This window comes from Alteromonas sp. ABM1_013 (assembly GCF_056160505.1).
On record NZ_JBSWXH010000003.1, the window covers coordinates 454,716 to 480,896 of the forward strand.

Sequence of the window (26,181 nt, forward strand, 5' to 3'; positions counted from 1 at the left end):
CCAGCAAGCTTATTTTCTTACACAAAAGTTGTATAAATTAGTCACATTTCCATTTGTGATTATTTTTAATCACATTTTAAAGTGTGATTGTTTTTGAATTTGATGATTAGGCGTGTCATAGTGATAACAAGTTGAAGCGTTTCTTGTAATAAAGAAAGATCACGGCGGCGCAAAGTGAACACGAACAAAAACAACGCAATAAATAATAAACAAAAGAGTTATGCTGGCGTGCTGACCGGCGATATTACAAACTCTCAGTCTTATTCTGACGAAGACTTCAGAGATATCCTCACTGCGCTAAAACAGCACCTGTCGAGTTACGCTAAGCAGTATGACGGCCATTTTGACATTTATCGCGGCGACGCATTTCAGCTGGCGGTAAACCAACCCCAGTATAGTATGCACATTGCATTAGGTTTGCGTTTAGCGCTAAAAGCTCGCACGCCAAGCGTAGATGTAAGAATAAGCGTAGCAGTGGGTGAAGCACATTTTCGCTCTAAAGAAGTGAAAACAGGCACAGGGGAAGCCTTTGTTTTATCAGGGCGAGGGCTTGATTCGATTAAACCCAATTATCTTGCTTTTTCCAGCAGCAATACTGAGCTAGAAAGCAAAACTCAGTTACTTACACGCTTTGCAGATACTCAGGTAAGCGGCTTAACACAAACCCAATCAGAAACTTTACTGGCCTATCTTGAAGCCTCGGATAAAAGTCATGAGAATATAGCGGCATTACTCGATAAAAATAGAAGCAATGTGAGTCGAATTCTTAACGCGAGTAATTACAAGCTTGTTGCTGAATACCTTGAATATATGAAGCACGCTATTGCCGCCCAATAACGAAGACTCTAGAAACGAAGAGTTCAGTAACAAAGAACACGTAATAAAAAATCGAGTAATAAAAAACGAATAGCAAAAAATTACAGAGCAATTGAAAGTAAAATAAAACAACAAGGAAGCAAAACGTGCAGTGGAAAACCTTAAATGATTACCGCCATAACTGGAGCGTTGAATGATAGCTGAAACATCAAAAGGCGCTATCGTTAACGCCGTTCCCGATTTTGCACAGCCTGAACTATTGGTGGGGTTACTACTTGCACACTTGCTTGCCGACTTTTATTTTCAACCCTATTCATGGGTAAAGCAAAGAAACGAGCGACACGCGTTGGCGTTACCTTTGTATTTACATGTACTATTACATGGTGCTCTTGCCTTTATCGCACTCGTGTTTTTATCCGGCATCGATAGCATGGCTACAATAGGCATTGCTACGCTTATAATAGCGGTTTCCCATTTCAAAATTGACGTGATTAAGTCTTATTGCTCTCAAAATACGACCGCGTTTGTCATCGATCAACTTGCTCACGTGGCTGTGATCTTGAGCGTGTTTTTATATGCCACAAACCAATGGCACAGCGCATTAGCGCTACTAAAGATACTAGGTGCACAACATTTAGCGGTGCTTCTTGCCTATTTAGCCGTGCTTAAACCCAGCTCAATTATTATAAAGCAACTGCTGTCCCCTTGGAGCAGTGAAGTTTTAACTAACAAACCCCCATCAGCCCATCCTAATGATCCGCCTACGATAACCACTGAAGCACAACAAACCTTGTCGCTGGCAGGGCAGCGTATTGGCTACTTAGAACGTGTACTCATGTTAACTTTTGTATTGTTAAATCAGTTTTCCGCTATAGGGTTTCTTATTGCAGCTAAATCTATTTTCCGTTTCGGTGATCTCACTAAACACCAAGATAGAAAACTTACCGAATATGTGCTGCTCGGCACCTTTACTAGCGTGGCGATAACATTAGCTATTGGTATGGCCTGCTCGGCGGTGTTGGGGCACCTACCTATTAAATCTTAGTAATTCCTGATTATCCTCGCAAAATAAATTAAAAGCGCTTAGCTATAACGGTCTCCGACTGCGGTGCAAAAGGCCGTTCAACTTAAATCAACTTTGTTTGATTATTAAAAAGTAATTGTGTGTAAAACGTTAAAATGTGCAGAATTTAAGTATTTTTTAAGAAAAATTGAACTAAAGTCTATTTTTATATTGATTTACTAAACCTCCCCACTTAAGATTCGCGCCCTCATTAAAAGCGATAACTATTATCATTTAGATTTGGGCGGAAAATGAACCACACTTCACACAAAAAAAGTAAAGTTGCTAATGCAATTCTTCTCTCTCTTTTATCAGTAACGTCTACAGTTACTGCCACGTCGGCACTGGCGCAAGAAAACGATGCTGAAACACCTGTAGACTCTCAAGCACAGAGTGCAGAAGAAAACTTAGACGTCATTACCGTTTACGGTCGCCACAATCGACTTATTTTAGAGTCGGGTACGGCCACTAAATCGAATATGAGCCTAATGGAAACGCCAGCGGCTATTGTTGTTGTTGACGGTACTTTATTAAGAGAGCAGGGTGTTGATACGCTGCAAGAAAGTATTCGCAACATTAGTGGTTTGAGCCAAGACGGTAACAACTACGGTGTAGGTGATAATTTAGCGATTCGCGGCCTTGGTGTTAACTACACTTTTGACGGCATTTACGCTGGTGCTGACTTGGGCAACAGCTATAACCCAACCCGCTCAATGACTAATATTGAAAGTATCGAAGTGCTTAAGGGCCCAGCTACTGGCCTATACGGCATGGGCGAAGCGGGTGGTATTATCAACCTTATTGAGAAGAAGCCGCAGTTCCAAGAAGCCTATGAGGTTAAAGCCTCTGTAGGTAGTTGGGATAGCTATTCAATAATGGCTGACGCAACAGGTGCAATTAATAAGGACCTTGCTTATCGCGTTGTAGCAAACCGTGAACAGTCTGACGGCTATCGTGGGCTTAGCGATGAGCGAAGTGAGCTTTACACATCTCTTAAATACGTCGCATCAAGTGATAACCAGTTCCTATTGTCTGCGGCATATATTGACGACGCAGTTCAAATTGATTCGGTAGGTCATCCGGTTCGTCTAATCGACTTAACCATGTTTGATACCGATGCAGGTAGCTTAACTGGCGCTGACTTAGTTAACGATACTGCAGAGTCAGGTGGTCTACAACTAACCGATGCACAGCGCGACCAATTAGCCGCAACACTAGTTTCTACCGATGGCGTTCAGCCTTTTGATTTAGGCGATACTAGCCTTATCTCACCAATTTCACGTCCTAATGAAGGTGAAGAGTTCCGCGTGAAGCTTCGCCAAGACCTAGTAATTAACGACGATTGGTCTTTAACTCAGCAACTGCAATACCGTACCTATGAGACCTCGTACATTCGCCAGACCAGTGCTTACAACTATGTCTATGTTGACCGTAATGGCACCACAAATCTTGAGCCTCGCGCTCCACTCGTAATTGATGACGTATTATATCCTTATGCAGCGCGCCGACAGGAATACCGCAAAATTGAAGCAGAAGAAAGTGTTTGGCAATACTTTATTGACCTGACCAATACTTGGTCGTTAGGGGATATTCGTGGTGAGCATCTATTTAGTGCTAACTACGAGAATATGGATGTGGAATATACCCAATGGTCTATTTGGGATGCTGATGATACACGAAGCGATGCCGTACCTTACATCTTAGATATTCGTAACCCGAATTGGCCCACAGGTACATTCGAAGACTATAATCCAGCGCTTCGTAGCAAGTACGACAAAGAGGTATCTAGCTGGGGCGTGAGCTTCCAAGAAGTACTGTATCTGAATGATAACTTTACCGCGCGAATTGGCGGTGCATATGGTGGCGTGAAACAGACCTATCAAAATCAATTCAGCGACGGTAACCCAGAGTACGATGCAAACGATGATGGTTTCACCTACAACCTAGGCTTAACCTACATGTATAGCGACAGTCTAAGTACTTTCATAAACCACTCAAAAGGTCGCACTGCATACAGCACACTAGGTTCTCTATCAGAAGAAAACAACCGACCTGACTCTGAATCAGAGTCGTGGGATTTAGGCGTGCGTTTTACCGCCCTAAACGAACAGGTCATTGGCTCGGTAGTTGTGTTTGATACAGCGCGTACAAACCTTCAATACACCAACCCACTGTATGAAGATAATATTGAAGATCCGTCTTACAACATTGATGTTCCAGAGTTTTACTATGACGAGCAAGACCGTACTACGGGTGTTGAAATAGACATTAACTTCGATATCAATGAGCAGTGGTCGCTTAATGCAAACGGTACTTACCAAGAGCCGCGTACTGAACCAGGTGCATTTGCATCGAGCACTGATGAAGAACAAACCAAAGGTATTGCTGAGAAATTTGCAAGCACATGGCTAACTTATAGCCATAGCTTTAAAGCGCTACCTGCTCCAGTTAAGTTCAGCGTTGGTGTAACCTATGAAGACGAGCGTACCATCTCAGCTTCTGCATTTGGCATTGACTACGCGTTCGTAGATTCATACACAGTTTGGGATGCGGCAGTTAGCTATTTGTCGGACGACTGGGACGTACAGTTGAATATTCGTAACCTTGATAATACTGACTATTACAGCAATGCTATGTACCTAGGTGGTTTGCCTGGCGAAGAGCGTAATGCGAAACTTTCAGTTGCATATCGCTTCTAAAAAAGAGTAAGCACATTGAATAACAACGTAGACGTTGCGCTGCGTAGCATAGCCGCTATCTTGGGCGGCTATGCCGTTTCTGCGCTAATAAGCTTTTACTTCGCTTTTATATTTTTCAATACATTAAACCAGCAAGAGGGCGTGGCAATACTAAGTGGCAGTATGGCTAGCTACTTTGTATTTTTTGCTGTATTTATCGCAAGCTTTGCTATTAAGAATACGAAGAAGTGGTGCGCGTCTTTAATTGCTTTTTCTGCCATTCTCTTCTTAGCGCTACCGTTAGTTTCACCTTTAAGCAGCCCATTATGAAAGCTACATTCAGAAAGAGTATGATTTGGCTGCATACCTATTTAGGTGTGATACTCGGCTGGTTGCTTTTTGCCATATTTTTTACTGGCACGTTAAGCTATTTTACACCGGAAATAACGCGCTACTTGATGCCTGAACGAGGAAGCATTTCTCAAAGTCAGCAATCGATGCTCGCCCACTCTTTTACTTATTTAAATGAACATGCAGGTGAAGCTGAACAGTGGCGGATAGCCTTGCCTTCAGAGCGTTCTGCACTTTGGAGTGTGCAATGGCGTGAGGGTAAGCAAAGACAAACCGTGACCTTCAATAATCAACTCGCTGTAAGAGAAAATGAAACAGAAACAAAAGGCGGCTTGTTTTTTAGAAATTTTCACTACACATTGCAACTTCGTGGCTATGGCGGGCGGTACATTGCAGGAATCGCCGCAATGGCAATGTTGCTTGCTATTTTTACTGGAATTTATACACACCGCAGGTTTTTTAAGGACTTTTTCACGCTTCGCTCTCAAAAGCTACAAAAGTGGACCACCGACTTTCATGCCCTTGCCGGAATTCTCACTATTCCCTTTTGTATTATGATTTGCCTAAGCGGCATTTTCATTTACGCGATTATGTATTTGCCCTATACCGCTAACGTTAACTTCGAGCGGGGAGAACGAGGCGTAAACAACCAGATTATTCCTTCACTGCCAAGCCTGCAGCTAGATAAAAAAGTTATTGGTAGCGATCACTTGTCAAACGTGCGGCCCTCCACGCCAACCCCTATGCCGAACTATACGCTTATACAAGAAAAAATTGCTAACCAGTGGCGCGAGCCCAACCCAATAGCAAGAATTACCGTTGAAGGCGTTGGTTATAAAAATAGCCGTATTATCGTAGAGCGCAGCAAGGCCACAACAGTATCAAACCGTGCAGACCGTTTAGTTTTTGAGACCTATACAGGTAAACCACTTAAAGGTTACGATGACGAAACGGTTCCAGCCCAAATACGACGTATTTTGTATGGACTTCATCAGGCAAATTTTGCTCCTATTGGCATGCGATGGTTGCTATTTGGTTTAGGCATTTTAGGCAGCGCCCTTATTGCCACTGGCAATATTATTTGGGTCACTCAGCGGAAAAAAAGTGCTAAGCAAAATCCGTTTACGTTGGCGCTTGTGGAAAAAGGCAATGTGACAGCTGTTGCTGGCTTAATATTAGCCAGCCTATCGTTTTTTGTTGCTAACAAGTTGATAGGGCACGATGTTGCAGGTCGCGCCCAATTAGAAATAAACACATTTTTCACGGTGTGGGCATTAAGTGCGGTGCACGCATTTTGGCGAGCAAAAGCTTCAGTTGCTTGGAAGGAGCAGTTCGCGCTAGCAAGCGGGCTTTGTTTTGTCGCCGTTGCTATAGAACTCGTGTTATTTAGAGACCGAATAGCAAACAGTATCGAATATTTGGATAGCGTTTATTTAAGCTTCATTCCTGCATTTTTCGTTTCAGGTATCATCTTGCTTTGGGCAGCAAAGAGGATAGGCCAACGTTTTACGAATAGGGAAATGACCACAAAAAGCTCTGCGCCTAGCCCTTACATAAATAAGGAGCAGTAATGATAACGCTGGTTTTTACACTACAACTGTTAGGCTTCTTGTGTTTGATGTTAGCAATGAATAAACACGCTAAGCAGGCAGGCAAGAGTATGATATTAGCGCGGGTGTTACGAATATTACCCTCTTCATCCTTTACCAAGTTTTTAGGCTGGACGCTACATATTGCATCCTTATGCCTGGCCTTGACGAGTATCGAAATCACCAGTATTGCGATAGTTTGGTGGTGCTGCACATTAAGTGCAGCCCTCCTGATTATTGCCGTGTACTTCAGTTCTTTACTTGATACTTAGATGAGCTTCTGACATAAACGATGGCGTCAGCATCACTCGCGTTACGGACTTCGTGTGTTGCTGGCGTAGATGATTCAATATAGCTTCCCGCATCAAGGGCAAGTGCTTTAGCCTTACTATCTTGCTTATAGTTTAGGCTGCCCTTTATTACTACGGCCTTAAATTCATCACCGTTAGATGTTATTGAGCCTTCAAAGCCGCTTGGCAGTTTAACTAAAGTACCGTAAACACTATTGGTATCGCCCCATAGATAGGTGGCGGATACGCCTTCAGCCGCAATGTTGACCAGTTCACTCTCTTGCAGCCATACCATATTATCTGCATGAATATTGATTGGTCGTTCACCATTGTCGAAATGTTCTTTTGAGGGTTTAACTAAATACGGACCTTCATCAATTTCCAAGTAAATGAGGTTAGTCTTGTGATTTGCTGCGGTAGTGTGATCTTCGCCTGCAGGTTGTGTCCAAAACGAACCTGTTGGCATCCACATTTTAGCGGCATTTGGGTCGTCATTATGCATTTCACCTTCAATAACAATACCGCGATAGGTGATATTGTGAATGTGTGGCGGCGATTCAAAGCCTTTGTTAAATCGCACTAGCATACCGGTAGCTGTGTCTTTGGTTCTATCTCCCCATAGGTCGGCCGCCCCCGGGCTTTTGTCACCCCGTGCCGGATTCAAATAGCCCCACTCAACATTTTCTGCAGTTATCACCTTGGTTTCAGCATAGGCGCTGGGTATAAAAGCAGCACAAGCGCCTACAATTAGCGAGGCCATGGTTAGTTTTTGCCATGCAGTATGTTTCATATAAAGCTCCTGTTTATCCTTACTACTAACGTCATTAACGAATTAATGACAGTTTATTCGTTGGTTAACGGATAATAAACGACCAAAATCGATAAGGACTTTCCCGAAAATGTGGATAATAAAAGTGATCCACTTCCCTTTTCTTTTTAAGTTTAAAAAGGCATATGTGGGCTAAACCTGTGAGGAAAGAATGAAAACCGAAGACCTTTCTGTGTTTGTGAAAGTCGCTGAAGTCAATTCGATAACGGCAGCGGCTAAGAAGCTTGATATCAGTTCATCTGCTGCAAGCATGGCTATTAAACGTTTAGAAGAGCAGCTTGGCGTAGCGCTATTTGTAAGGAGTACACGCAAAATTAGATTATCCCACGAAGGGGAACAATACTTACCTATGGCTCAACAGGCGCTAGACACGCTCCAGCAGGGTTTATCACTCATTACAGAGGAAAGGCGAAGTGTTAATGGGGTGCTTCGCATGGCGATGTCTTCAGAGATGGGACGCAATTTAATGCGCGAACTGCTTAATAAAGTACAAGGTAAAAACCCCGAACTCTCGTTGCGACTACATGTAAGCGATAGCCGAGTAGATTTTTATCGCGACGGTGTTGACGTAGCGCTTCGTGCAATGACCAAAGAAGCAGTAAAAGAATCACAAATGTATGGTTTTAAAGTGTGCAACATTCCACATGTTATTTGCGCATCGCCCGAATACATTGAAAAGTACAGCCAACCACTAACAGCAAACGACCTTATTCAGCATAATACCTTGCTCTATAAACTTTACGATCAAACTCATAACACATGGGAATTGGTGAAAGAGAGCGAAAGAATTAAGGTGAAAGTGCGCAGTAACCGCGCCGTGAACGACGGAGACATTGTTAGGCGATGGTGCGTTGACGGTATGGGTATTGCCAAGAAGTCAGCCATTGATGTGGCTGAAGATTTGTTAAGCGGTAAGTTAAAGCGGGTGTTGCATCAGTATCAGGTGCCATTAACTGAAATGTGGATAATGCTACCCAGCCGACATTTGATCACCCCAGCAGTAAGATTAGTTAGAGATGAATTGAAATTGGCCATTGAGGACCGTCGAAGCAGGCTTATAGAAAAAGGCTTACTTAATGAAAATGAATGGCCAGCTTTAAATGATATTGCAAACCTGTAAAACCAGGGCGCAATGGATATTGCTGATGCTAAGTGGTTAAAATGTAGGCGTTTTGCGTAATTTCTAGATTGAATTTATAGTCTAGATATCTTCTAATAGTCTAAGCAAAGGAATGCGAGGCAGAAAGTTCGAACATGTACAGTGCAGGGTAGCACTGGCACTGCATCACTTCCTCTACATTCCTTTGTTTTCATAAAAAAGCTTCAGTACAAAATAATTGGCTAGAAGCACAAGTAGAGAATAAACATGAAAGCAAAACTATTAGTTCCATCATTAGTCGCCGCCGCGCTTATCAGTGCTTGTGGAAGCACACCTCCCACCCCTGAACAACAAGCTATGGCTAATCAAATGCAAAAAGCGTTTTTAGCTAAGCTGCAGGGTATGCCAATTCAAGCTCCTGCGCAGCAACAAGCAGCACCTGTTGCTCAGCCAGAAATCGTACTAAGCGCAGCAGAACTTTCTGAACAAAAGCAGAAAGTAGATGCTACGGGCGGCCCTGCCATTTTTTACCGCAAAAAAGATGGCATCATGATAGATGGTCAGATGTTTAACGACTTCGAAGGGCAGGTTGCGAACTTTGGTGGAAATAGGTTTACCGGCGAATTCACCTATGCTGTAGAGAATTTTGACGGGTCTTTTACGCTTAAGTATCACAAAGCCCACTCTGCGGAAGCGCCTATAAAAATAGGTACTGTGTGGAAGCGTGGCGGCCAGTTTGAAGTGCGAACGGTGACAGGGAAAAAAGCGACAGGCAATAGTGTTATACCTACGTCAGATGGTTTTATTGTAGGGCGCTCTGGTTCAGCTTTCCGTTATTTTATTGATGGGGATAGCGTTAAAAATATCACTCTACTAGATAACTACCACATTGCCGAGCATCAAAAAGGCGACGCTGCATCTACCGGTTTTATTCTTCTAGAAAAAGACCCTCGTAACGAAAACGATAAAGTAGGTGGTTTGTTTGACTCATTTAAAGAGTTGGGCAATACCTTCGGACTAAATAAGTTCGACGACTATGTACTCGTAAGTATCGATGGCAATACTACTGTACCTATGGACGTCGGGTTAGGCGGCAAAGAAATCGCAGAGCACTCTAACTGCAGACGCCAAAATGCAGCTATCAATAAGTGTGAAAATGTTGATTTTAAAGAGTCTCTTTACACTAAGTTAGGTTTGCCAAACTACAGCCACTATTATTGGTCAATCAACTGGGTTCAAACTCAGTCTGGTCCAATGGCAATTTACAGAACGTCGACCAAAGTTAAGATCGTAGATATCAACAACAAGCAAGTTCACACCGTGTTTTCACGTACGCTTGGGGTTAACGACTTTGTTGTAATTGAAAATGCTGACGGAACAACGGGTATCAGAGCTCGCCTAGGCTTTAGTAAAGAAGAAGTCAAAGATATTGAGTCGTTTATCAAAAACAACACAACCGATATCGAACCTATGCAAACGCTTCAACCTTCATAGGGTTAGCGTGAATAAGCTTTAAAAGCGATTAAGAGGCTTACTACCTGTAAGCCTTCATTTTATAGCCTGTAATTTTGAAATTAAAAGAATATTGCATTTCTGAAAGCTTTTTAGGCAATAGTCGAGGATAGCTTCGATAACTATTACTCAGGTACGGATAGTATCTATAGGTTTTATCGCATCAGGGGCGCTATGTCACTGCTTTTAAGCGGTTTATGGTGCAAATAACCTTGGACAGAGTCACAGCCCATTTCTGCAAGGGCCTGCTGCTGCTCTTTAGTTTCTACGCACTCGCCCAAAGTGGTCAACTCTAAGCTCTTCGCAAGCATTATAATGGTGTTAACAATACCGTCATTAGAGCTTGATTGCCCTAACTGAGAAACGAAACTACCATCAATTTTAAGCTTGTCGATAGGAAGTGTACCTATGTAGCTAAGGCAAGAATAGCCAGTACCAAAATCATCGATGGAAATGTTAAGGCCAATTTTTTTCAGCTTTTTAAGCGACGTTAGTGCAAAGTCTGTAGAGCTAATAAAGGTGTTTTCGGTTAGCTCAACTTCCAGTAAATGTGGTGGGACTTGATACTTACTTAATACCTCCTTAATTTGCTCTGCACAGTCTAGCTGTATCAAAAAGCTTGCAGGCAAATTAACCGCCACTGGCACCAAATTTAGCCCTTCATCTAGCCAGTTTCGAATCTGCCTACACACCTCAGAAAGTACCCAAGTAGTAATAGGATTAATTAAACCTGCTTCCTCAGCAACTGGTATAAACTGGGACGGCGGGATTTCAGTGCCCTCGTCATTCCAGCGTATCAGCGACTCTAGACCGATAATTTTATCGCTGCGTATACAAACCTGGGGCTGATAGACTAGCGAGAATGCCCCTTCAAGTTTAATGGCCTGTCGAATTCGACTTTCTAAAGATAGACGTACCAAAGACTCTTCAAGCATTTCAATATTAAAAAAGCTATAGTTCCCAGGGCCTTTCTCTTTAGCGTGATACATGCTTGTATCTGCATGTTTTAATATTTCTATTCCCGTTTCCAAATTTCTTTGATGCAGTGCAATACCAATACTGGTTGAAATGTGAAGCTGGTTGCTACCTATCGCCATAGGCTGGCTAAGGCTTTCGATAATTTCAGAAGATAAAGCAACAAGCTCATTATGTTCGGCAACACCCTCTAGCATGATTACAAACTCATCACCGCCCCAGCGACAGACACAATCTTTTTCTGTAACTATTGCTGTTAGCTTTTTCGCAACAATAATCAGGACTTCATCGCCGATATCATGACCTAGTGTGTCGTTAATGAGTTTGAACCTATCTAGGTCGAGAAATAAAATAGAAAGGGCAGTATTTTGGACATTAGCTTTGTTTACGGCTTCATCTAATTTTTCTACAAACAAATGTCTGTTTGGAAGTTGCGTAAGGGCATCGTAGTTCGCTTTTTGATATAGCTGCCTAGTGCGCAGTTCTACTACTCGCTCTAATTCTGTGTTCTGGGCTTTTAGCTGAGCCTGGTGACTTTCTACCGTGGCTAGTATGTGGTTAACACCTCCAAACAGTTCACCGAGTTCATCATCTCTCTTGTCAGGAAGGCGTTTAGAGTATTCACGTTCGCTTCCTACAAACTTAACAAGAGAAATAAGCTGTTGAATGGGTTTTGATAGAAACCTTTGAAGTCGCCAGTGAAAGAGGTAAGTAAATAGCATGCTTATAGTGAGCACACCAAATACGACATACATAGCGTGCTGCTGTTGTTCTTCTAACGAGGTGGTGCTTGCAGTAAGCATGAGATGACCAATAACTTCATCGTTAAACTCAATGGGCTTCAGATAATGGATAAGGTGTTTACCGAAAGTTGCGCCTTCTTTAACTGTTGAAGGAGATATATCTTCCTCAAAGTCACCCATGGTGTAGCTTGCAATGACCGTATAGGCGTAGTCATAAACTTTTGCACTCTTTATCGCGGGTAGTTTAGACGCGGCATCAAGCAATTCTTGTGTGGTGTCGACATCACTAAATAGAACTGATGTACTTGCTGCTGACGCAAGAAGGGTAGATTGGTTGTCTAGTACATCTACCAAGTTACTTTTGTAATCGGCGACGAAGTTGTTGTAAAGCAGACCCGCTACCAAACACAAGGAGAAGAAATTAACGACTAAGACGGCTAGAAGTTGTTTGGTAAAGAACGAGGAACGTCGAAACATCACTTGATCCTCGCGACTCGAAGAAGTTTGGCACTTATTTTTACATTTAATCGCTCAGCCTCGGCTACATCAATTTCAAAACGCAATTTCTGATTTTCTTCATAAAACCTGAAGACAGCAGGGAGCACCAATACGTTATTAATATCAGATATGATTACACTATGGCTAAGGTGCTGCTCTAAAAGTTCATCGCTTTCAGTCAAATACAGTATATCGCATGACTGGGCATCAGCGCTGTCTAAAACAAGCAATGACTTACTATTGGGCTCTCTAGATTCCACTAATGCTTTCAGGAAAGTCATTAATTCCCGATCGTTATGAATACAAAAGGAGATGGGAACAGCGTTACCTTTGGGCCATGTGATAAATTTAGTAAAGTTATACATATAAGCAGCTTTCAACTTGTCTACTTTTTGAAGCTCAGCTAATGCTGCGGGAACAAGAAGGCACTGCAATAAAAGCAACCACGAGAACTTTTGTAAAAAACGAGTCAATTTTGCCGTCACGTTTTTTGCTTAGAACAACGTTGATAATTGAAAGCCAAATCGCCACAACTCTTTAGGCTGAGGGCCATTCAGGTTCTGATATACAGGTTTACTGCCATTTATCTGAATTTGTAACCAGTCAGTAGCCGTATAGTTCAGTCCAGCGTATAACCTTACTTTTGTCCCACCGTATAAATCAGGATTAGTTATGCCAGCCGGGTAGGGGAAAGCACCATCTACGGTAATTTCGTCGTCTTGCCCATGTATAGAATCTGCGTAACTTATCTCGGCGCCGGTGAAGAGGGTGCTTGTTTCGTCTAAAACAAAATTGTACTTACCATTTAGTTCATAATTATTGCCTAAGCGATAATCACGGTCGTTGGAACCGGTACGTATTCTCGCCGATAGTGAAACAGAGAAAGGATAATCCCCTTTATTACGATAACCAATTTCTAAAGGTAAGTCGAAAGTGCCGGACCCCAATTGCATCGTATAGGGAAGTTGCTGATCACCCGCTGCGCGCGGCGTGTCTCCCTGCTCATCAATAGAGCCAGTAGGAAAACTGATGCCACCGCTTACCCATACGCTGTACTGCTCGTTCGATAGGTATTCATAGTGACCTGTAACTACCACGTCTCCTAATCCTTCAGATGAAATTAGAAATTCATCGTAACCTGGCACTACGCTGATATGGTCAGTTTCTTGCCTTATCAACGGAATCTGTAGCCCTAGCTTGAAATCATGTTGAAGCTGATAACCTATTTGAATAACTTTTGCATACTGATTTATGACAGTTGGAAGTACAGGAAAATTTTCATCAGTTCGCGCTTCTTCACCGGGTACAAAAAGTACTTCGTCTCGAGATACATCACTGTCGTCAATCATGTATCCATCAAATTCGGCGACTTTATATTGCAAAGACACCGACCATTTGCGGGGGGAGGTATCGATATCTGTTTCAGTTATATCTACATTAAGTAAATCTTGAAAGCTCATTTCTGCAAATTCTGAAGGTGTACTCTGCGCCATGGCGAAGCCAGAAAAGGCCAGGAAAATAGATGATGAAAGGATGGTATATTTCATTTGAAAGCCGCGAGAATAACAATATGTGAATTATAGTGTATTTCGAGAAAACTTTTAATGACAATAAGTTAGTCTTTTGTAGTGTATGTATAGAAAAAATATACTTTTAATTCATTGGTTTTAAAAAAAAGCACTGCGTAAAAGCAGTGCCTTAAATAGCTTCAATGATAGCTAAGCGCCGTAGGCGCTTAGAAACGATAGGCAGCCGTTAGTCTAAAACGCTGCGGTGCACCGGGCTCAACCCACACATCAGCGAAAGAGTTCGTGTAAAACTCTTTATCAAACAGGTTATCTACTGCCACTTTAACCGATAGGTTTTCAACTGGCTCTATTTCAGCAAACGCACGTACCGTAGTATAGCTAGGTAGGTAGAAGTCCGTGGCGGTTTGCCCTAAGCGTTCATCAACATATAACAGCCCAGAACCTATGCGCACTGGCATATCAGCCAAAGAAAAACCTTTACTCAGCTGAATACTAAGCTGGTTTTCTGGAACGTTAATGAGCGGGTCGCCAGACTCAATGGCTGCAACAAAGTTAGCATCTGCCGCATCATTTGTACTTTCTGCATCAACAAAGGTGTAGGACAGCCATAGCGAAATATCATTTTCAAATTCAGCGTTAATATCTAGCTCGATACCACGGCTTCTCGCTTCGCCTGCTGGAGTTAAGAAAAAGCCGTCTGATGCTTCTTCGCTGTCATCAAATACTAGGATATTGCTTTGTTCAATATTAAATAGTGAAAGCGTGATGTCGCCGCGCACACTGTCGAACATAGACGTTAAATCGGTTTTAAGGCCAATTTCAGCAGATTCTGATTCGTTCGGCTCGAAAGGATTACCCGCAAAGTCTGAACCGGTTAACTGACGGAAGCCTTCGCCGTAGGTGGCATACACGCTGGTACTGTCGTTAAACACATAAACGGCACCCACTTGCGGCGAGAAACGGGTATCATCTTGCGAGGTTGTGCTTACTGGACTTGCTAAGCGATTATCAATTTCCTGCTCGAACTTATCAAAACGGCCACCTAAACGAATTTGAAGTTTGTCGGTTAGGTTTATCTGATCTTGAAAATAAACGCCCCAGGCTTTTTGAACTTCAAAGCGGTCTAGATTGTCAGACAGCTCAACGTCGGGAAGGGGTGTGTAATCAGGGTTAAATATATCGACCACAAGGTACTGATCTAAATCTAAATCGTTGATGTCAGTATCACTTGAGAAAAACGGCGGGCGATAGCGCAGAATTACCTGGTCGTTTTCAAATTTGTCGTAGTCAGCACCAATAATTACGCGATGGGTCAGTGAGCCAGTTTCAAATTCACCAGCAATTTCGCCACGTAAAACCAGATAATCTGTCTCGAAATTACGATAGCGTTTAAAGCGCGATAACAAGCCTTGATCTGGGTCGATAAATAGCGTTTGACGGCCGCCAAAGTTGTTCTCAAGGGCATTACCTTCAAACGTGGTATCACGCAGACCTGCGCCTAACAATAAGTTCCAGTCATCAGCAAGCTTATGAGAAATTTCAATTTGATGACCTACAACTTCGGTATCGATAGTGTCGCCATTCGGATCGCCAGTAAAGGTTTCAATGGGTTGATGGCCCAACTCGCCGTCAATAGCCACTACGCCGCGATCAAACGGAATCTTTTGTTCGGTGTACTCTAACTCATAGGTTACTGTAGTATCTGCCGACGCTTCCCAGGTTACCGACGGGTAAAACCCAAAACGTTCGGTTTCTACTGTATCGCGAAAACTTTCCGCGTCTTCATAAAAACCAACGAGTCGTACGCCAACATTTTCCGACGCGCCTGTAACGGTTTGTACGTCAGCTTCAACACGCATTTGCTCCCAGCTGCCGTAAGTGGCTTTAACTTCACCACCTTCACGAAACTGAGGACGTTTAGTTACCAAGTTAATTGCGCCACCCGGTTCACCACGGCCAAACAGGGCCGCTTTCGGGCCTTTCAGTACTTCTACGTGATCGATGCCTGATAGGTCACGAGGGCCGCCGAAACCGCGACCTGCATTAAAACCGTTTACCAGAAAACCACTAGGTAAGTTTTCGTCACCTGAAAAGCCACGAATGGCAAAGCTATTCCACAGGCCGCCAAAATTATTTTGGCGCGCTACAGATGCTGACAGGTCTAATGCGTCATTCAAGTTAATTGCACCGGCATCACTAAGTAAGCCTAAGTCTATATCTTGTGCTGCAGCAGGTACTTCTTTATATTCAAAAGCCCCTTGATACGCGCGATGCATACCGTGTACGGTAATTTTCTCAACATCAGCTTCAGCCTGATTATTTTCACTTTGTGCTAAAGCCGATGTGCTGAGCAGCGCCGATATAGTGGCTGCAAGTGATGTTTTCACCCAACAAGTTTTCATTCTTCTTTTCCTGTGCGGTTTTCGTGTGAGGTTTTAGTGTTTGGTATAAATTGTGGTAAAGCTTCAAAGCTTTCCTGAGAAAATTCAGGGTCTTTAAAAAGGTGGTAATAATAGAATTCTCGCAGCGCTTTATGAAAAGCACGTACGTTGTTTTCGTAGCCCACCATTGCTTCAACGTTAGTATCAGCAGCGCTTGATAATAAACGTTGGGTAAGCAAAGACGGCGAAAGCAAGGCTACGTAGCTTGCAATGGTGTCTTTTTGAAGCGTGGCTGCCTGATAGGCTTTCGACAAGTCACTGGCCGTTTGGTCGCCCACTTGTTGAAATGCGTAGTACCATTTCCAATTAAATGAGCTGTCTCTTTCAGGGTCAAATGTTGTGTAGTCGGTCCACTGCGGGTGAGTAGCAATGAATGGAGTCCAAGTGTCTTCAATAGGCTTATCCCATGCGCTATTTACCGCTTCGCGTTGGGTAAGCACAATATCGCCACCCTCAGGTGTTTCGACAGTTGCATTAATGACGGTATGCCCGGTCACAGGCACGACTACTGTTGTTACAAGCCAAACCCCAAGCATAATAGAGGCAAGATGCGTTGCACTGAAATTTGCAAAACGTTTTGCGGCGCCAATCGCAAGAACAATGGCACTCCATAACGCAATATTACCTATTACTATTGCGCAAACGGTTAATATAGAAGCCAAAGATGCACCATTAATTAACCCGAACACGACAAACGGAACAAGCGTAACAAGGGCTAAAGGAACCAATGTGACAATTACTCGTGCCGTCCATATAGCATGTGAATTACGCGCAGTTACGTTGAGTAAATCAAAACGACGAGCTTCACGTTCTTTCGCCTTTAAATCGTAAAGTAGCAATATGATAAATAGCGGCAGCAAAACACTGGTCACAAAGGCAAAATCGAAACGCCCTAAAAACGCAAGCTCTGGGTTATCTGTATCGCTCTCATAAATTTGCCCTTCTAATGCCAGCATGCGTATACGATGCTTCCAAGGAAATACATCTCTTTCACCTACGGCTGCAAAAGCCAGCGGGGAAGGGGGGGCATAAGTCAGGTGAAAAGCGTAATAAGCAACCATGCCGAAGTTAGACTGGTGAGTGATAACGGCTTCACGCTCTACTTGGTCTTTTTCTAACAAGCGTTCAATCGTGGCTTGTTGCTCCTGCATCTCTGCATAACCCGACCACAAAGACACCGTGCTTAAAAGAAAAACGACTAATAACGTAAGCTTTAATTGGCGGTGACCAAACACAAAATTAGCTTCACGTTTAAGATCGGTAAAACGCATCATGGGTTTAACCTCCTAACAGCCGCTTTTAAAAGCAAGGCGGTAATGCATACCCAAACAAACAGTTGTAAAAAGTAAATAAGCGCGTATGAAATGCGTGTACTTGCTGCTTCTGGCTTAAAATTAAACTCCGAAAGCAACGCCCAATTGTCTGCGCCGACAACCGCTTTATCAGCCGCTTCTTCGCTTGCGTTGCGGTTCATGTCGAGTTTGTAATCCAGCTTTTCAACATGCACTTTATTAAGCCCTTGAACGAAATCAAGACGCAGAGCCTCAGCTTCACGTAAAAAACGATGATGGGTTTCAAGGCTGGTGCCTGCTAACAGTGTTGAGATAGAGCGAACGGCGACGGTAGGGGATAGCCAGCCAAACTGACGTGCAATATGTGCTTGTTCTAACTCTTCTGCCATTCTGCTTTCGGCAAACTCATTAAGCACCTGCGCCTGTCGGCCTTCAGAAAATTGGGCAACAACACCGCGGAAGTTAACGGGAAGGTCGTCAACAGAATCGACATTGTATTTCGCTAATAAATCTTCTTTTAGCTTTTTAAATGCAGGGTCGTTAACGTCATGACCATCGCCTAAACTACGAAGCTTTTCTTCTACTTTGAAGTCCGCTTCAAGCTTGCCCATCGAGGGGGCGGCGTTTGTCGCTACGCTGCTTCCAAGACGGGGAAGTAACACACATGCGACCATCCAAATAACAATAAGCATGGTGAAGCTAACGCTACTTTTCTCAAATAACGCTGAACAAGCAGTTACAACGGTCGCCCATAGCAAAAAGTAAACGGCGTAACTTAAACAAAATAACAGTACAACAAGCGCGCTTTCGCTTGAAAAAGCCACGTACAAGCAGGCCAGAAGCAGAGGGAGTAAAAACAAACCGCTAGCTGCAATTAACGCTAATAGCTTACCTAACATTAGCTGCCAGCGAGTCGTTCCTTGTGACAACAACAAGGTAAGTGTTCCCGCTTCGCGCTCTCGCGATACGCTGCCGTAACCAATAAGGATAATAAACAGTGGAGCAAGCACTAGCGCCAGAAAGCTTGGAGTTAAGCTGCTAAAACGGGTAAGTCCGGCTGATTGTCGCTGCTCTGCAAACATGGCGCTATTTTGGCGATGCCCTTCTAAGAAAATAGCGTTACCCGTGTAGGTGTCTACCCCAGGTTCGATTACGCTTAATGGAGTAGGGGCACGAAAGACATAGTGACCATAATGCACCATGCGATGAGGGTGCTTATCAGGCTGTGCTTTAAAACGTTCTTCCGCTTCAGTTTGAAGGTGCTCTCTAGCGTGCGCGGCTTCTTCAATGTGAAATGCATTCACAACCAATGCCGCAAGGGTCAGTATGGCCCCTAGCAAGAGTACCGTAGCAGCGACTTTCGTGCGCAGCCAATAGCGCCACTGATCTGCACAAATGGTTTTAACTACACTAAATATCATGCTTTGCGCCCTGCAAATGCTGCGTGTACCGCTTCAGTATCAATAGGCGTATCGCCAACACGCTCGAAAGAGCCGGTTAGCTTACCGTTGCTTAAAAGCACGATACGGTGAGCGACTTGGCAAGCACCATACACGTCGTGAGTTACCATAAAAATGGTAGCGCCGTTGGCCGCTAGCTCAGAAACCAACGCATTAAATTCGTCAATAGCGGCAGGATCTAAGCCTGACGTGGGCTCATCTAAAAACAGCACTGGTGCATTGCGCAGTAAAGCAAGGGCAATTGCGGTTTTCTGGCGCATACCTTTTGAGTAGTTTGATAACGCCTTATTCCATGAATCTTCTTGAAGCGCCACTTTGCGAAGTGCCGCAAATATGTCGTCGTCTGATTTTTCTACACCAGCTACCGAAAGAAAGTACCGGATATTTTCAAGGCCAGAAAGGTGACCATAAAGCGTTACAGATTCAGGTAAGTAAGCAACAGACTTTTGAACATCGTTAGGGTGAGTAGTGGCGTTGTGCCCCAACACAGTAGCGCTACCGCTAGATGCTTTCATCAAACCTAAAAAGGTTTTAAGTGTAGTAGATTTACCGGCACCGTTTCCGCCTAAAAGCGCGAAAACTTCGCCCTTACCAACGTTGAAGTTTAGATTATCTAAAAGCGTGCGGTTTTCAACGCGCACGGTAAGCGCGTCTGCGCATATTACTGAATTTGTTTGCATTGTATAACGTGCTGTAACAGAAATTTGCGAGCAATGTTATATTATAACTAATTAGATGGGAATACGTTTTACTCTTAAGTGAGAGTGGAATGACCAATCTAAAGGAAAAAGCAGTGCTTAAGTAGAAAAGTGTTGAAGATTTAAATGAAAAAGACATGCCGATTGGTAGTGAGCTATCTCAATAGATTAAGTTTCCTCTCTTTATAGATGATTTGCCATTTTTACCGAATTTAGTGAAATTATTAATTTGCTTTACCTGTCTTATAGCAACATCAATAAATACTACTTACATATTTAAAATAAAAGAGAGCCATAATGGAATTTACTCATAAGCGCACTATTCAAGCAACCGCATCACTATTACTCCTACTAGCAATAACACAGGCTGTTTTCACAGCGCTTTACAGTAGCGGAATTAGCTTTTCAAGGCAGTATGCCTGGGGATTTGAAGCCGTAATTTTTACCGTACTCGCTGCTTTCGCTAGTACCGCTATGGTGCAGGCAAAAAACGCGCAGCTAGGCTGGTCAGCTATTACTTTTAGCGCCGTTCTGAATATAGTGCAGGTAAGCATTGGCCTAACGTTATTTTCAACCTTCGGCCAAGTTGCTGGTGCAGTAGAAGGTGCTAAGCCTTTAATTGGCGGCGTAGTGTCTTTGTCTTTCATGATTTACTACGCGGCTAAACTATTATTAGGACTAGCAGCCGTCGTTTTCGGCCTATTCTTCGTGGTAAAAGGTGGTAAAGCGATTGGTGGTCTTACCGCTATAGTTGGCATGGTCGCTATGTTTGCCAATACCATATTAATCATATTTGGTCGTGATGGCTTTCTACCATCAGGTGTAGCTGGCGCTTCAGGTATGGTTGCAACCTTGTTGTTGGCTATCTGTTTGATAAGCCTAAACCGCAAAGCAGACTAGAGCTTAGTAACTTTCGAATAAGATACTTTATCCAGTAAAACGTCGAAGCGTGTTAGTGGTCGGTGGGGGCGTGAGCAGCGATATATTGTTTAGTGCACCGAGCTTGCCGCTAACAACTTCGCACGTATAGATACATTATTCGGTGTAACGACATTTGGGGAAGCTAGAGCAACCTAAAAAGCGGTTGCCTGCGTTAGCCCCGCGTTTTGCCTGACGTTCTACAAGCTCGCTTCCGCACCTTGGGCAGACTGCTGGTTTAGCAGTCTCTAACGTAGTTTGAGATTGCACATTTTGAATGAGGGAAAGTAGCTCATCTGCGCCCAACAGAGTAATAGGCTTGCTTAACGCGAAATCGATTGCTTGTTGTGTGAATTTACCAGAACAAATAATGAAAACACGGCTAGCATTGCTTGCAGTGAGCACACCAAACATCTCACGTACCACACTCACACCAACTTTTTGCGCTTTCCATTGTTTGCATTGAACAAGTGTTATCTCATCACCTTTTCTTAATACCAAATCAATGCCACCGTCTGCACCGTAACCTCCCTCTGTAACTCTGTATCCTTGGCGACGATAGGCTTCAGCCACAAGCTCTTCAAAGTTACGCCAATGCAGATCGCGAATAGTATCTAGACTACGTTGCGTATCTAATTGTTTAACTTTGCGGTGTGAATTGAAGTATGCAAACGGTGCAACTAGTAAAATCATTGCGGCAATGAACGGGGCGGGGATTGCAAACGCGTTAAACATCATGGCTATCATTGGGTTATCGGTTTGTACATTTGGTAATCCATACACCATGATTACGTAAGCGCTTGCTGAAAGTATTACCGACACCCACCAAGGTAATTCAACAAGTAAATCGATAAAATTAGTTTTGTTTCTTGGCATATATTACTTCCTTGTTCTACAACACTCATCATACACGGCCAATTAAAAACCTTCGGTATTATTGTCTAACGTTAAGTATGTAAGAGACATAACCCACTTTGCGTTTTCAGTTTAGAAATCAAAGAAGATAGAGGAATTCTGGTCGATTCATAGGGCATATTGCAGAGAAACTGGTATCGAACCCATGGACCGCCTTGTTGTTAAGCAATCCAAGATAGAACTGGCTTTATTATGCGAGCTGATAGCAAGTTAAAAACAGTACTTACCAGTAACAGCGCGGTAACTCCTCAAGTAATTATCTGTAGAGACCGCCTAAGTCTAGACCTTAGCTAAGTAGCTTTCTCACCACGATCTCACATACCAAGTTGCACAAATATTGAGCGTTGTGTATATTTTGAACAACAATGCTTTGATAGGGAAGTTGAAGAACAAATGAAGAACCTCGTATTGCCAACAAGCTTAAGTGGAAAGCTTGAGTTTTATGTGTCCTTAGGATTGCTTAAAAAGGAAACTTTAGAGAATAAAGAGTTTTTAGCTCAGTTAGAAAAATGTGTTGATCAGGAAGTAGCAAAACTACTTATTAAATTAGGCAAAGAGCAACCCAAGGACAGAGACGAGAAATCAGAAGTCAAATCAACTAAAAAGCCTCCTCCCGATAGAGCAAAAGCAGAAAATATAGTGTTTGATTCTGCAAGCCTAGATAATCTTGAGTCTAAGTTAAAGAAACAAGTCCTACATGAAACCCTTCAAGAACTTAGAGATAAGTTTGAAGCCGCTGAAAATACAGATGTCGAGAACAAAGAAGCCGAAAAAAACGAAAAGACTATTAACCGCGCTCTTATTCAAGATCCGAGAAAATCCTTTGCGGGCCTAATTGTTAGTTTGCAAAAGCTTGTCGATGCAACGCAGGGATACTTTGAAGACTTTTACGAGCAAGCAGAAGATATAACACCCGCTAACATCGCGCCTAATTATAAAGACGTACGGCAGTTGGGCCGTTCATTAGATGAGTTAAGAGAAAATTTCAATAACTTGGAAGCAATAGAAGACTTTGAGCCAGAAGAGTTGACTTTTTCGATAGGAGGTAGCGGTGAGTCTCTAAGGCTTAGTATAAATCCTTATGTTGTTGAAACCGAACTCGGAAAGTACGAAAAACCAATAGGCTGGATGTCACCTTATCTTATTGTTCAGCTAAATTTTGGAGAAGATGAGCGCTTAAAGTCCTCCCATATTGACGAGCACTATGAAGCCTTTATGTCCCATTTTGAAGGCGTTCAATGTGTATGTTTGTCTTATTCCAAGAGGTCGATAAAAAGTAAATTTGTTGATAGTGATGTTATTCATACTATTTCAAATTGGCTTAATGACGCCGGAATAGATGTGTTATTGCATGAGGCGCAGAGCGGCCATGCTAACAAAGACATTTTTAATTCGTTAACTGCAACTGTTGAAGATAAAACCATGATGAAATACATGGGGATACTTCGCTCATTTGGAGTTATTACCTCGAAGCTCAATTTACTTTTCCAGCTTGAGACTGATTCGCTGTCACTTCAAAACAAACTTTTGGCCCATGACATGGAAAAAGTGCCAATGTCACTTGAGAAAGAAGTTGCAAGTGTTTTGGTATATTTTGAGCGAGTAATGCAGCGTGAAATGGATTTGATAGTTAACTCCTATCAATCAGAACTTTCGAATAGAACCATGGCAGTTCAGAGCGAAATAGAGAGAGAGCTCAAAAACGCATTTGTGTTTGAGAATCGCGAACTTGTTGATAAAGATGAGCAGCCTGTTGATAAATGGGATGCTACTTACACAATCAAGAAAGCGAAGATAGAAGAGGTATCCAAGTCTAGTATAAGTAAGCTGAATGGCGTGCTTAAAAGTATCAGTAATAAGTTACAGAATGCGTGGGATACTCCTGCATCTGAACATCATAAAACCAAAGAGTTTTCATCTGATATTAAGCACAAGTTTCTGCTTCCCGCATTACGAACGAAGAGCTTGAGTCATTGCATAGCCAACAAACAGAGTGAAGCTGAATTTACAAATGATTTTCTTGAACTGGCTATTTTGCACAAAGAGGTGATAGTACCTCCGGTTTCAGAGGAAGGGATTAAGTCTCTAATAGATGAAACTGGCTCTTGTTTTGCCAATGAATCCACATCTAAAGCATATACTCGCTTTACTGTGCCTAAAATCATAGGCAATTGGTTGCGAGGAGCCAGGCCATCCACATTACTACTAAAACTCATGCAATTAACTGCTGCTATGCCTATGCGAATTCTTGGCCCTGTATTTGCGTTTGGCGGAATGTTTATGCTGTTGGGCTTTTCATTGAAGGGAGATACGACTGATGCTGTTCAAAATCTTCCCATTAAACCAGGAACATTGCTTGTCATTCTCATTATTTTTAGTTTTTTGATGGCAGTGTATTCTTTGTACCAAGATTCTAATCAAAAAAGAAATATAGAGCTCAAAAAAGCGTCGGATGCTGCAATCGCTGAGCATCGACAAATTGTTGAACAAGTACAAAAAAAGTTTATGGATCAATTACTAAAAGGAATTAAGGTTTCAGTATCTGATTTCAGCCGAAGGCTCAAAGTACATCTCGATATCAGAACAAAAGAGATTGATGCATCCAATGCAAACGTTCGCAAGTCAATTGAAGAAAAACAAAATCACGTAAATCTGCGAAAGGCCAGAATTGAAGGGCTCTGTAAAGAAGTTGAACTCTTTAATAAATTACTTGCAAAGGGACAAAATCAATTTAGTAAATATATTAAAGAAGCGCTTGATAACTAGGAGGCAAGGAATGAGTATTCAATCATTAGAAGACAAGACCCTAGCTATTTCCCTGAATGACCAATTTTGTCTGGGCTATAAGGACGGCGAATCAAAAAATCGCTTTTACTCATTTAGCACGATGTTTTCCCACTATGGCGAGCTTTTCGCCGTACCGAGAGGGTCAGATAAAGCTAGACACATTTTTCTTTCGGACCATATAAATAGTGATATTGGTATTAAGTTGTTGACCAGAGTTGACGATTTAGAATCAATTACACAACGACAATATGATGTTGACGGTAATAGTTTGGGAACAAATGAGGGCATCAGGGTTGATTTTTTCAGTGGACTGTTTTCAGAACTGAAAAAACAAGCTGAAGCCTCTGAACATTGCTCATTTAACAAAGCAGTGATTACCCTGCCTTCTCAATTAGCCCTCTTGAACAGTGGTATCCGAGGAAGTGAAGAGCCTGAATCTTTTTCGTTGTGGGATGAAGAATTAGTTTCAAGTGTAGAAAAGGCTGCGGGTATAGCAGGCTTTTCCAAGGTTATCGCCACCGGTTATGCCATCCCGTTAGTTAAACATTGTTATAATGATGCAGATACTATTATTGACGGGCAATATATATTTGTCGTAGAAGTCACCAATTCTGGTTTTATCTTATCACCAGTAGGCCGCAAAGATATTAGCGCAGTAACTAAAAATAAGTTGTCCAAAGAGGGGATGTTTATTCCGCTTGATGTACGCAACTGGTTTAAAAGAGAGCTAGATGCAAAAAAAGGCATAATTGAACATTCTTACTTCGATTTAGAAGATTCACACAAGGAGCATTACCTAAATCAAATTTTAGACCTACAGTCTAAAAACTCTTTAGATAAAGAACTTATTCGCCAATTAGCGCCTGAATTGCTTGTTAGTTTAAAAGCAAATTTAAGGGAAAAATTAAAGATACGCGAGCCTGAGCCTAAAGAGATAAACAAGCATGGTGGTGAAAACGTAACTGATGATGAGCTTTTTTATAAGCTGGAGGGTTATAAAAAGTACTTTAGTCAATTTTGTGATAGTAATAAAACGCTAAGGGAAAAATTTGTACCTTATGTCATAGTCACTGGGGCTATGGCAGCAAACGGAATACTAGCCCCAGTTTTCAAAGACGCTTTCACATCGCTTTTTAGTAATCCAGATGTTAAAGGAGCAATGCCTTGTGATATCAAGCCGTATAATGAAGTGGTAATAGCCGCAAGTAAATTTGCACTCAATAATCCAAAATTTGAATACTCGCCGGGATATGCGCTATTCGAGAAAATAACCATAGCATTTCCTCAATCAACTAAAGAACAAAAACAGCCAATCTCTCTAGTGGATGCCGAACGACCAACGTTGATACGTCGCTTAGTTCCAGATGTGTCTAAGAGCGGTTCCACGTTGAAGCTGACGATCAATTGTTCAGGTAAAGAAAAACCAATCACTGGTGAATTCGATTTCCGACTCGAAAGCTGGCATCTGGGATCACGAGTGGAAGCTGAACTTGTCGTTGAACATGGAGACAGGTTGATACTCAGTACCTATTTAAACGGCGATCCTTTTGAAGTCCACTTGCCAGACAAGGATGACTTTGGATTCAGTGTTTCTCGACTCTCACCCGGGGTTTACGAGATTTTTTATTCTGATGATCACAAATCGCATTGGGAGAGAATGACGAGTGATAACACATTAAATTGAACTTAACTCTCTAC

Annotated in this window: 20 protein-coding genes; 11 read left to right on the plus strand and 9 right to left on the minus strand. The window is 42.5% G+C overall.

Annotated features, from left to right (window positions below):
* The first annotated feature begins 174 nt into the window (after positions 1 to 174).
* From ACXAGK_RS10335 to ACXAGK_RS10360, 6 genes are all read left to right on the plus strand, one after another.
* Positions 175 to 837: a hypothetical protein gene (locus tag ACXAGK_RS10335; RefSeq protein ID WP_474856172.1), complete on the plus strand. Its 663-nt coding sequence runs from the start codon at positions 175 to 177 to the stop codon at positions 835 to 837.
* A gap of 172 nt (positions 838 to 1,009) precedes the next feature.
* A complete protein-coding gene (locus ACXAGK_RS10340) occupies positions 1,010 to 1,861 on the plus strand; it encodes a DUF3307 domain-containing protein (RefSeq protein WP_474856174.1) in 852 nt (283 codons plus the stop codon).
* Between the two features lie 269 nt (positions 1,862 to 2,130).
* The gene (locus tag ACXAGK_RS10345; RefSeq protein WP_474856176.1) at positions 2,131 to 4,578 is read left to right on the plus strand and encodes a TonB-dependent receptor; all 2,448 of its coding nucleotides are present in this window, start codon (positions 2,131 to 2,133) and stop codon (positions 4,576 to 4,578) included.
* Between the two features lie 15 nt (positions 4,579 to 4,593).
* Positions 4,594 to 4,887 carry a hypothetical protein gene (locus tag ACXAGK_RS10350; protein WP_474856177.1) on the plus strand — a complete coding sequence of 98 codons (294 nt, stop codon included), beginning with the start codon at positions 4,594 to 4,596 and terminating at the stop codon, positions 4,885 to 4,887.
* Entirely contained in the window at positions 4,884 to 6,479 is a 1,596-nt protein-coding gene (locus tag ACXAGK_RS10355; protein WP_474856179.1) for a PepSY-associated TM helix domain-containing protein, read from the plus strand. Before ACXAGK_RS10350 ends, ACXAGK_RS10355 begins: the two co-directional genes overlap by 4 nt.
* Positions 6,479 to 6,769: a DUF3325 family protein gene (locus tag ACXAGK_RS10360; RefSeq protein WP_474856181.1), complete on the plus strand. Its 291-nt coding sequence runs from the start codon at positions 6,479 to 6,481 to the stop codon at positions 6,767 to 6,769. The genes ACXAGK_RS10355 and ACXAGK_RS10360 overlap by 1 nt, the downstream gene beginning before the upstream one ends.
* Here the strand turns inward: ACXAGK_RS10360 and ACXAGK_RS10365 are convergent.
* Positions 6,747 to 7,577 (minus strand): DUF4437 domain-containing protein, encoded by an 831-nt coding sequence (locus tag ACXAGK_RS10365; RefSeq protein ID WP_474856182.1) that lies wholly within the window; start codon positions 7,575 to 7,577, stop codon positions 6,747 to 6,749. The genes ACXAGK_RS10360 and ACXAGK_RS10365 overlap by 23 nt on opposite strands.
* Positions 7,578 to 7,767: 190 nt before the next feature.
* On the opposite strand from ACXAGK_RS10365, the gene ACXAGK_RS10370 reads away from it, so the two are divergent.
* A complete protein-coding gene (locus tag ACXAGK_RS10370) occupies positions 7,768 to 8,736 on the plus strand; it encodes a LysR family transcriptional regulator (RefSeq protein ID WP_474856184.1) in 969 nt (322 codons plus the stop codon).
* 246 nt (positions 8,737 to 8,982) lie between these two features.
* Positions 8,983 to 10,209 (plus strand): hypothetical protein, encoded by a 1,227-nt coding sequence (locus ACXAGK_RS10375; RefSeq protein ID WP_474856186.1) that lies wholly within the window; start codon positions 8,983 to 8,985, stop codon positions 10,207 to 10,209.
* Positions 10,210 to 10,382: 173 nt separating this feature from the next.
* Here ACXAGK_RS10375 and ACXAGK_RS10380 read toward each other — a convergent pair whose 3' ends face one another.
* From ACXAGK_RS10380 to ACXAGK_RS10410, 7 genes are all read right to left on the minus strand, one after another.
* Entirely contained in the window at positions 10,383 to 12,422 is a 2,040-nt protein-coding gene (locus ACXAGK_RS10380; protein ID WP_474856188.1) for a bifunctional diguanylate cyclase/phosphodiesterase, read from the minus strand.
* On the minus strand, positions 12,422 to 12,928 hold the full coding sequence (locus tag ACXAGK_RS10385) for a YfiR family protein (RefSeq protein ID WP_474856190.1): 507 nt from the start codon (positions 12,926 to 12,928) through the stop codon (positions 12,422 to 12,424). Before ACXAGK_RS10385 ends, ACXAGK_RS10380 begins: the two co-directional genes overlap by 1 nt.
* Positions 12,929 to 12,937: 9 nt before the next feature.
* Entirely contained in the window at positions 12,938 to 13,990 is a 1,053-nt protein-coding gene (locus ACXAGK_RS10390) for a hypothetical protein (protein WP_474856192.1), read from the minus strand.
* A 188-nt stretch (positions 13,991 to 14,178) separates the two neighbouring features.
* Complete coding sequence (locus ACXAGK_RS10395; RefSeq protein WP_474856193.1) at positions 14,179 to 16,374, minus strand: TonB-dependent siderophore receptor; 2,196 nt, start codon at positions 16,372 to 16,374, stop codon at positions 14,179 to 14,181.
* On the minus strand, positions 16,371 to 17,687 hold the full coding sequence (locus tag ACXAGK_RS10400) for a DUF3526 domain-containing protein (protein ID WP_474856194.1): 1,317 nt from the start codon (positions 17,685 to 17,687) through the stop codon (positions 16,371 to 16,373). The genes ACXAGK_RS10395 and ACXAGK_RS10400 overlap by 4 nt, the downstream gene beginning before the upstream one ends.
* Positions 17,684 to 19,126, minus strand: coding sequence for an ABC transporter permease (locus ACXAGK_RS10405; RefSeq protein ID WP_474856195.1), 1,443 nt, complete (start codon positions 19,124 to 19,126; stop codon positions 17,684 to 17,686). Before ACXAGK_RS10405 ends, ACXAGK_RS10400 begins: the two co-directional genes overlap by 4 nt.
* Positions 19,123 to 19,845, minus strand: a complete 723-nt coding sequence (locus tag ACXAGK_RS10410) for an ABC transporter ATP-binding protein (protein WP_474807110.1) — start codon at positions 19,843 to 19,845, stop codon at positions 19,123 to 19,125. Before ACXAGK_RS10410 ends, ACXAGK_RS10405 begins: the two co-directional genes overlap by 4 nt.
* A gap of 315 nt (positions 19,846 to 20,160) precedes the next feature.
* On the opposite strand from ACXAGK_RS10410, the gene ACXAGK_RS10415 reads away from it, so the two are divergent.
* A complete protein-coding gene (locus tag ACXAGK_RS10415; RefSeq protein WP_474856196.1) occupies positions 20,161 to 20,763 on the plus strand; it encodes a thiamine biosynthesis protein ThiC in 603 nt (200 codons plus the stop codon).
* A gap of 135 nt (positions 20,764 to 20,898) precedes the next feature.
* On the opposite strand, the gene ACXAGK_RS10420 is transcribed toward ACXAGK_RS10415, so the two are convergent.
* The gene (locus ACXAGK_RS10420; RefSeq protein WP_474807107.1) at positions 20,899 to 21,657 is read right to left on the minus strand and encodes a DUF2034 domain-containing protein; all 759 of its coding nucleotides are present in this window, start codon (positions 21,655 to 21,657) and stop codon (positions 20,899 to 20,901) included.
* A gap of 432 nt (positions 21,658 to 22,089) precedes the next feature.
* Here ACXAGK_RS10420 and ACXAGK_RS10425 point away from each other — a divergent pair, with 432 nt between their 5' ends.
* Positions 22,090 to 24,462, plus strand: a complete 2,373-nt coding sequence (locus tag ACXAGK_RS10425) for a hypothetical protein (protein WP_474856197.1) — start codon at positions 22,090 to 22,092, stop codon at positions 24,460 to 24,462.
* Positions 24,463 to 24,472: 10 nt separating this feature from the next.
* A complete protein-coding gene (locus ACXAGK_RS10430; RefSeq protein WP_474856198.1) occupies positions 24,473 to 26,167 on the plus strand; it encodes a hypothetical protein in 1,695 nt (564 codons plus the stop codon).
* Positions 26,168 to 26,181 lie beyond the last annotated feature (14 nt).